Raw genomic sequence first — 8422 nt, forward strand, 5'->3', positions numbered from 1 at the left:
TTACAAACTAAGATAATGCCTGCTTCAAATCTTCGATCAGGTCTTCCGCATCTTCTATTCCGACCGATAAACGTAATAAGTTGTCCACTATACCTACTTTTTCTCGTGCTTCTTGAGGTACCGAGCCGTGGCTCATGGTAGCAGGGTGGTTGATTAAAGACTCAACACCTCCCAGTGATTCGGCAAGGGTAAATACCTTAAAACTTGAAGCGATTCGAAAAGTTTCCTGAAGATCAGCTCCTTTTAATACGATGGAAATCACACCGCCGAAATCTTTCATTTGCTTCTTCGCAATATCATGACCTGGGTGATCTTCAAATCCCGGCCAGTAGATCCCGGCTATTTTTGGATGTCTTTTTAGAAATTCAGCAACTTTACGTCCATTTTCGCAATGCGCCTGCATCCGCAGATGCAGCGTTTTAATTCCACGTAATGCCAAAAAAGAATCTTGAGGGCCAGGTGTGCCTCCTACTGTATTGTAAAAGAAGAATAATTGTTTATATAAGTCTTCAGACTTCAACACAAGGGCACCCATTACCACATCCGAATGTCCGTTTATATATTTGGTAGCCGAGTGCATAACAATATCTGCACCCAAATCCAACGGATTTTGCAAATATGGAGAAGCGAACGTATTATCTACAACGTATAATACATTGTTTTCCTTCGCAATTTTACCAATTTCTGCTATATCAGCCAATTTCAACGTAGGATTCGTCGGTGTTTCAATCCAGATTAATTTTGTCTTTTCGGTTATCCCGCGACGAACTGCTTCACTGTCCGATGTATTCACGAAGACAAATTTGATCCCATACCGTTCGTACACTTTCGTGAAGATACGATACGAGCCACCATATAAATCTTCCCCTGTTACGACCTCATCGCCGGGCTTTAACAAGCGTAATACACAATCTGTAGCGGCCATACCACTGGAGAATGCTAATCCAAATTGACCATTTTCGAGTGCTGCAAGACAATCTTCCAACGCCTTGCGGGTAGGATTAGTGCCTCTTGAATATTCAAAACCTTTGTGATCTCCGGGAGAATCCTGCTTGTAAGTAGACGTCTGATATATAGGTATCATCACCGCCCCCGTACCGGGGTCAGCATGTTGACCGGCATGAATAGCCTTTGTCGCAAATTTATATGCCATCGCTTTAAGTTTGAATGCTTAAAAGTATTAAAAATTTAACGGAGAAGGGTACAAAAAGGTATAATCTAACGTTTGAATGACGCGATCCGAAGACACTATTTTTTGTGTCGTTTGCCCGGGTTCAAAAGATATGGGCAATTCGTACCCATATTTAGCAGCCGATGCTATTATCACTTCCTCTTTTGAAGGATGTTCAGGGCAGACAATATTAAATAACCCATGTTCCAAATCCGTAGAAAAAGCCAGAAAAATAAGCTGTATCACATCCTGTAGATGAACAAAATTTGCGGGTTGTTCACCAGTTGTACAGATTTTACCAGCAAAATACTTGGCAAATATTCGATTCTTTCCAAACAGCCCGCCCAAGCGGAACACGATCGTCCGGGACAACGATGTCATCTTTTCTTCCGCTAATGCCAGTAAAGGATTTAAAGCTTCCTGATCGTTGAAATGCTCATCTACCCGTCCTTCTATATCGGGATATATACCAATCGAACTCAAGAAAATATGCTTGCGGTATTGCAACAGGCGAATAAAACTCAAAATGTTATCAAATCGGTGCGAGACAGTCTCTATCGTGTTTTTTGAACTGGCAGGAACACTGGTCAAGATATAATCAAACGTATCGGGCAAAAAATCCGGCACATTCTTATCCACGTCAAAATCCATCAAGAAGGCAAAAGTACCATCGCCCCTCAAACGATGGCACTTCTCTGTATTCGTTGTACTAACCCATACTTCTATTCCCTGATTTCGGCATTGGACAGCGAATTCCTCCCCTACCCAACCGCATCCTAAAATAAGTATTCTTGTTGTCTTCAGATTTATCCCTTTTTATTTTTGACTAAATACCTGTAACTCGTAACCAGTAACCCGTCACCCGTAACTCGTGACCCGTAACCTGTAACTCGTAACCAGCAACCTGTCACCCGTAACTCGTAACTAGTGACCCGTAACTCGTAACCTGTAACCCGTAACCTGTAACTCGTCACCAATCACCCGTCACTTATTTAATATGCTTTCGCAAAAAGTACACGCTGTGCCGACGGTTTACCCGTGAAAATACAGATTCCTTCTTCCTCTTTGTTGTCCAACGGAATACATCGAATGGTTGCTTTCGTTTCTTCTTTTACACGTTTTTCCGTTTCTACGGTACCATCCCAATGACAAGAAATAAATCCACCTTTTGTTTCAAGGATCTCTTTAAACTCATCATAAGAATTCACTTCTGTAATATGACTATCTCTAAATTTAAGTGCTTTTTGATAGATATTGACCTGAATTTCATCCAATAGGCTTTCTATTTTCGCAGAAAGGCCTTCCTGCGATACTGTCTCCTTAGTTTGGGTATCACGTCGGGCCAATTCCACTGTACCGTTTTGCATATCACGGGCACCGATAGCCACACGCAGTGGCACGCCTTTCAATTCCCATTCCGCAAATTTAAAGCCCGGGCGTTGCGTATCCCGGTCGTCAAATTTAACCGATACACCGATCCCTTTCAGCTCCGCCATCAGATTATCCACGAAGGCATCTATTGTTGCTTTCTCTTCTTCTGTTCTGAAAATCGGCACAATTACCACTTGAATTGGTGCTAATTTTGGAGGTAATATTAATCCTTGGTCATCCGAATGTGCCATCACCAGTGCTCCCATCAAACGGGTGGATACACCCCATGAAGTAGCCCAGACGTGTTCTAATTTCCCCTCTCTGGACGTAAACTTCACATCGAAAGCCTTTGCAAAATTCTGTCCTAAGAAATGGGACGTCCCCGCCTGCAATGCTTTTCCATCTTGCATCAATGCTTCGATACAATAGGTATCCAACGCTCCGGCGAATCGCTCATTCTCGGTCTTGCGGCCACGGATTACCGGCACCGCTAATATATTCTCGGCAAATTCGGAGTAGACATCCAGCATGCGTTCTGCTTCTTCGATAGCTTCTTGCTCCGTGGCATGTGCCGTATGACCTTCTTGCCATAAGAATTCAGCGGTCCGCAAAAACAAACGCGTACGCATTTCCCATCTTACCACATTTGCCCATTGATTTACTAAAATAGGAAGATCTCTATACGATTCTATCCAGCCTCTATAGGTATTCCAAATAATCGTTTCAGAAGTTGGCCTGACAATTAATTCTTCTTCCAGTTTTGCGTCCTCATCTACAATAATATTACCGTTACCGTCATTTTTTAAACGGTAGTGTGTCACTACTGCACATTCTGTTGCAAACCCTTCTACATGTGAAGCTTCTTTCGAGAAAAAAGACTTCGGAATAAATAGTGGGAAGTAGGCATTACTATGACCTGTTTCCTTAAATCTTTTATCCAAAATAGCCTGCATTCTTTCCCATATTCCATATCCATACGGTTTAATGACCATACAACCCCTCACCGCAGAATATTCAGCTAAATCTGCTTTGATTACCAAATCATTATACCATTGTGAATAATCCTCACTACGACTTGTTATTCCTTTACTCATTTAGATTTTTACTATTTATTTTGTAACAATATGTTATAGATTCCCGTTTTTAATAATGCTGCTTCGACAAGACAAAAATTAAATTAAAGTTTTATTTATATTTTTGTTATACAGCGTTAAACCCTGATTTAAAAACTGCGTCTAAGATAATAAATTAAGACTGGATTATCTAAAGACTCTGGAAGGAAAGATTATCATGAAAATAAAAACAAATAGATTATTAATAGGCGGATGGGCGTTAGCAATTGTCACAGCACTTAGCTCTTGTTCCACTAGTAAACAAATAGCCTACAAGGATGATGTCTACAACAATCAATCTCAGGCTATTGCCGCAGAAACTTATCAAAGTCCGGATTACTATTATACAGATGAAAATTATATAGAAGAGGGATCCGTTGCAAATCAAAACGGATATTACGCTGACGAATATTCGGATCAAGAATATATGGACGGTGAATATGAGGATTTAGAATATGCAAATCGGATCAACCGCTTTTATTATGCTACTCCGGGTATGGGGTATTACGATCCGTTTTTTGACCCCTGGTACGGTTACGGCGGATTTGGATTAGGGTTCTCAAATTGGGGATGGGGATCCAGATGGTCTATGGGCTTTGGCTGGGGAAATCCTTACGCTGGATATGGCTGGGGAAATCCATTTTATGGCGGTTTTGGATACGGTGGTTTCGGATATAACGGATACTGGGGACACAACTCATTTTATAATCATTGGGGACATCCGTATTATGGATACGGATATGGTGGTTACGCAGGGCATGCTTATATAAGCAGATCTTCGCACGTATCGGACAGATCGGTTTCAAGAGACCGGTTCAATACGCGTGCGCGAAGTGCTAATGTAAGATCAACTAGTATAGTAAGCCGTGATGGAAGCGGCCGTATTGTGACGGGAACAAGAAGTGCTTCAAGACGTAATACAGAAGGTGTAAGTTCATCAAGAACAACAACCGGAACACGGATAGGTGTCTCCAGAACACCTGATGGTACAACTCGCTCCACAATTGGTTCAAGAAATACAACTGACAGCAGAAGAGCTACGGTAGGCTCTCCTAACAATGGTACACGTACTTCGACTGCACCGAACGGAACGCGGACTTCTACAACCAGACCAACAATTGGTACAAGAACGTCGACTACGCCTCCAGCATCATCTAGACGTACGGAATCAGCACCACAGAGAAATTCAACGCCTCCGGCATCTTCTACTCCGTCCAGATCATCTAACAGCGGTGTTTCACAAAGTCCGCCTCCGAGCAGAAGCAGTGGATCTTCTATGTCTAGTGGAAGTTCATCATCAAGCGGAAATTCTGGTGGCGGCGCGACAAGATCATCGGGGTCATCAAGACGATAACGAATTAAGTAAATATATCTCAATAGCCAATATCTGTTAAATTATATTGGCTATTTTTTAACAACATATTATTACATAGATAATGACATTAAAAAACTTCATATTATCCGCATTCATCGCGAGTACATTCTGGGGGACCGCTCAAGCGCAATCCCTGGGTGACGCAATTTTATTCTCCCAAGAAAACAACGGTGGATCTGCTCGTTTTAAAGGATTAGGAAATGTACAAACAGCGTTAGGCGGAGACATCAGTACCATTACAGGAAATCCTGCCGGTTTGGGATTCTTTGGACGTTCGGATGTATCCGTAACATTTAATTACTTACAGAACAAAAACAAAACTGCATTCGAAGGCCTGAATACAACAAGCAATAAAGGCAACTTCGGCATCGATCAGGCGGGTATTGTTTTTCATTTTCCAACACGTAAATCGGGAAATTTAAGCAGTGGTCTTTTAAATTTTAATGTAGGGTTAAGCTACGACAAAATCCAAAATTACAACAACCATTTGACTTACGAAGGCAACAACATGAAGTCATCTATTGTAAATGCGTTGACGGACATCATGGATGGCAATACGGAATTTAGAGATGATTTCAGCGGCTCGAATATTGTTGAACAGTTTGGCGATGCTACTTTTGGATACTTTCCGTTAGCCGTAGAAAACGGTTCTAAAAATCAATATAACGACATTGTTCAAAAAGGAAACCGCTCGAAAACAGCCATCGCTTTTGGTGCTAACCACAGCAATAAATTCTATTTCGGAGCCACATTGGGGATTACATCATTCCGTTATGACAGGTCTTCTCAGTTTATTGAAAATGGATGGACAAAGGATAGACCTTCTATTTTGGCGGATAACCCCAATTCTGATTATGCAGATCCTACCAACGATAAATATGGTTTTGTGAAAAAGAGTTATGAATTGTTTGATAATTTTTCGCAGAAAACCGAAGGCTCAGGTATTGATTTAAAATTGGGTGCAATATACAAACCTGCTACCGACTGGAACATTGGACTGACAATCACCACACCTACTTGGACAACCGTAAAAGAAGACACAGAAGCCTGGACCGACATTGATTTTTATGATAATGAAACAGCGGTAAATTCTTTTGCTTATTATGAATCCAAACTTTACTCCAGTGCCACAGATTACCAGTTAAATACACCTTGGAAATTTGCCTTAGGTGCCACTAAATTCTTCAGCAGAGGACTAATCACAGCTGATGTGGAATACATTGATTACAGCAACATAAAATATAACACGCTTAACAATGGATATTCAACAAATAGCAACTTTTTCAACACGCTTAATAAAGACATCAAGGACGAATACCAAGGGGCTGTAAACCTACGTGTTGGTGGGGAGTATTTATTTAATAATATTGTAAGTGGAAGAGCGGGTTTCAATTATTTTGGCAGCCCATACCAACATGCAGACGACACCAATTACAGCGGTAGTTTAGGATTGGGGGTTAAGATAACACATGCTGTTTATCTGGATGTCGCGGTAGTACATCAGGTAAATTCGTACAAACAAAACCCATACACCTTTAACGAATCGTTTTGGGAGATACCAAGTCCGGTAGTGAGTATTGACCACAACCGTACCAATGTACTCTTGACATTAGGTGCTAAGTTTTAATGAAAGCATAAAATAACAAAGCCAACGAGTTGGCTTTGTTATTTTATCTAAACCTACAATAAATGTACACACAACCAATAATTCTGCACTAATCTGGTAAGCGAACTGATCCCTGCATCTATCCGGGTTTGCAGTTTACCTGATTCTTTGGTAGTAGACGTAAATCAAACCATCCAAAAATTATATACTAAATTATCTCTCGGATAATATAGCGGTTTCAATGTTCCGTTCATTTACGTTTTTTGATACATTTACAGTATAAATAAAACCGTCATTAAAAAATGAAGTTCACAAGAAACGAAGCCTATAATTCTATCAATACAACGGAAGAATGGGATGTGACCATAATAGGAGGAGGGGCCACCGGACTTGGTATTGCTGTGGACGCTGCATCAAGAGGTTACAAAACTTTGTTGGTAGAAATGTATGATTTTGCCAAAGGCACCTCCGGTAAAAGTACAAAGCTAATACATGGTGGTATACGGTACCTGGCAAACGGAGACATCAAACTGGTAAAGTCTGCATTGAAAGAAAGAGGATTGATATTTCAAAATGCGCCACACGTTTCATCTGTTCAGCGCTTCGTAATCCCTTCCTATAGTACATTCAATACATTCAAGTTTCTTATCGGATTGAAATTCTATGATTGGATGGCCGGGAGTTTAAGAATTGGAAAATCAACGCTACTCAATAAAAACGAAGTAATTAGCAAGATCCCAAAAGTAAAAGAAAAAGGCCTAAAAGGTGGTGTTCAGTACTATGACGGTCAATTTGACGATGCCCGATTGGCAATAAATCTTGCCCAAACCGCTATTGAACACGGAGCAACAGTCCTTAACTATGCAGAAGTAACACAAATAACCAAAGGTTGTACAGGTAGAGTGAACGGTCTTTCGTTTTTGGATAAAACTACAGATCAGGCTTATACCGTTAAGACCAAAGCGCTCATCAATGCTACCGGTATTTTTGTAGATGAGATATTAAAACTAGACACGGCTACTCATCAAAACCTAATAAGACCGAGTCAGGGCACCCATATTGTCATTGACAAGAAATTCCTGGGAAACGAATATGCCCTGATGATTCCCGAAACGAGCGATGGTAGGGTTATGTTCGGTGTACCTTGGCACGGCAAAGTACTATTAGGCACAACGGATACACCGGTATATGAAAACCAAATCGAACCACGCCCATTGGAAGAGGAGATTGAATTTATCCTAAACACGGCAAATGATTACCTGGAAAATGCACCCACCCGTCAAGATGTATTGAGCATATTCGCAGGACTACGTCCGTTAGCTGCGCCCAAGTATGGAAATGGAAAGAGTACGAAGGAAATCTCCCGCGACCATAAATTGTTGCAAAGTGATTCCGGTCTCATCTCGATTACCGGCGGAAAATGGACTACCTACCGTAAGATGGGTGAAGAGGCGGTCGATATGGCAATAAAGACCGCCGGACTGGAAAGCCGGAAATGTCAAACACATCACCTTGCTATTCATGGATCTACACAAGAAAAAAGAAAAGGGCACTGGAAGGTGTATGGTAGCGATCTACAAGCGATACAAGCGTTGTCGCAAATGGATCCTACTCTACACGAAAAGCTTCATGAAAACTATGACTACACCGCAGCTGAAGTTGTACGTCTTCAAACTAAATTGGACATTTTTGTTCAAAACCTTAAGGAGGATTTCGTGTTATAAATTTATTAATTTTTCTTGATTATACAACTGTCTTCTTTTGTTGATTTCGTTCGTTTTTATTTC

The 8422-nt window shown here is 41.0% G+C and carries 6 protein-coding genes; 3 read left to right on the plus strand and 3 right to left on the minus strand.

The window, feature by feature from the left end; genetic code table 11:
* Positions 1-7: 7 nt before the first annotated feature.
* The 3 genes from E4F24_RS00875 to proS all read right to left on the minus strand — a co-directional run bounded on the left by E4F24_RS00875 (position 8) and on the right by proS (position 3636).
* Positions 8-1153: a cystathionine gamma-synthase gene (locus tag E4F24_RS00875; RefSeq protein ID WP_140936721.1), complete on the minus strand. Its 1146-nt coding sequence runs from the start codon at positions 1151-1153 to the stop codon at positions 8-10.
* A 27-nt stretch (positions 1154-1180) separates the two neighbouring features.
* Positions 1181-1981: an NAD-dependent epimerase/dehydratase family protein gene (locus E4F24_RS00880; RefSeq protein ID WP_394344443.1), complete on the minus strand. Its 801-nt coding sequence runs from the start codon at positions 1979-1981 to the stop codon at positions 1181-1183.
* 182 nt (positions 1982-2163) lie between these two features.
* On the minus strand, positions 2164-3636 hold the full coding sequence (gene proS / locus E4F24_RS00885) for a proline--tRNA ligase (protein WP_140936723.1): 1473 nt from the start codon (positions 3634-3636) through the stop codon (positions 2164-2166).
* Between the two features lie 196 nt (positions 3637-3832).
* On the opposite strand from proS, the gene E4F24_RS00890 reads away from it, so the two are divergent.
* From E4F24_RS00890 to E4F24_RS00900, 3 genes are all read left to right on the plus strand, one after another.
* The gene (locus E4F24_RS00890; RefSeq protein WP_140936724.1) at positions 3833-5008 is read left to right on the plus strand and encodes a hypothetical protein; all 1176 of its coding nucleotides are present in this window, start codon (positions 3833-3835) and stop codon (positions 5006-5008) included.
* A gap of 82 nt (positions 5009-5090) precedes the next feature.
* On the plus strand, positions 5091-6656 hold the full coding sequence (locus E4F24_RS00895) for an OmpP1/FadL family transporter (protein ID WP_140936725.1): 1566 nt from the start codon (positions 5091-5093) through the stop codon (positions 6654-6656).
* A gap of 281 nt (positions 6657-6937) precedes the next feature.
* Entirely contained in the window at positions 6938-8359 is a 1422-nt protein-coding gene (locus E4F24_RS00900; RefSeq protein WP_140936726.1) for a glycerol-3-phosphate dehydrogenase/oxidase, read from the plus strand.
* Positions 8360-8422 lie beyond the last annotated feature (63 nt).

Origin of the sequence: Sphingobacterium lumbrici (genome assembly GCF_006476045.1) — a bacterium.
Taxonomy (GTDB): domain Bacteria; phylum Bacteroidota; class Bacteroidia; order Sphingobacteriales; family Sphingobacteriaceae; genus Sphingobacterium; species Sphingobacterium lumbrici.

What these genes read in the sequence shown, in the direction of transcription:
- E4F24_RS00875 (WP_140936721.1), bottom strand. Translation starts at nt 1,153, where the DNA reads ATGGCATATAAATTTGCGACAAAGGCTATTCATGCCGGTCAACATGCT.
- E4F24_RS00900 (WP_140936726.1), top strand. Translation starts at nt 6,938, where the DNA reads ATGAAGTTCACAAGAAACGAAGCCTATAATTCTATCAATACAACGGAA.
- E4F24_RS00890 (WP_140936724.1), top strand. Translation starts at nt 3,833, where the DNA reads ATGAAAATAAAAACAAATAGATTATTAATAGGCGGATGGGCGTTAGCA.
- E4F24_RS00895 (WP_140936725.1), top strand. Translation starts at nt 5,091, where the DNA reads ATGACATTAAAAAACTTCATATTATCCGCATTCATCGCGAGTACATTC.
- proS (WP_140936723.1), bottom strand. Translation starts at nt 3,636, where the DNA reads ATGAGTAAAGGAATAACAAGTCGTAGTGAGGATTATTCACAATGGTAT.